The organism is Benzoatithermus flavus, assembly GCF_037908215.1.
In the GTDB taxonomy this organism is placed as follows: domain Bacteria; phylum Pseudomonadota; class Alphaproteobacteria; order Geminicoccales; family Geminicoccaceae; genus Benzoatithermus; species Benzoatithermus flavus.
In genome coordinates, this window is the sequence record NZ_JBBLZC010000151.1 from 1 (window position 1) to 513 (window position 513).

The following is a 513-nucleotide window of genomic DNA, read 5'->3' on the forward strand; positions in this document are numbered from 1 at the left end:
ATCGAGGAGCACGTGCACTCAGTCGGTCATAGCGAACGGAGCGGAGCGGTAAATGAACCGTATATGTCTACGCAATGGTTTGTGAAAATGAATCCGCTCGCCGAAGCCGCCATCAAGCTGCAGCAAACCGACGGCAAAGTGCAGTTCGTGCCGGAACGGTTTGAAAAAACGTATTTGCATTGGCTTGAGAACATCCGCGACTGGTGCATTTCACGCCAGCTTTGGTGGGGGCATCGCATCCCGGCATGGTACCATAAAGAAACAGGCGAAATTTACGTTGACCATGAGCCGCCAGCGGACATTGAAAATTGGGAACAAGACCCGGATGTGCTTGATACATGGTTCAGCTCGGCGCTCTGGCCGTTCTCGACCATGGGCTGGCCGGATACCGACTCGCCGGATTACAAGCGCTACTACCCGACCGATGTGCTTGTCACCGGCTATGACATCATTTTCTTCTGGGTGTCGCGCATGATTTTCCAAGGGCTTGAATTCACCGGAAAGCGTCCGTTC

The 513-nt window shown here is 53.6% G+C and carries 1 protein-coding gene; it reads left to right on the forward strand.

What is annotated here, in order from left to right; all coding sequences use genetic code 11:
• On the forward strand, nt 1–513 hold a 513-nt coding region (locus tag U1T56_RS24630; protein ID WP_418162098.1), incomplete at both ends, for a class I tRNA ligase family protein.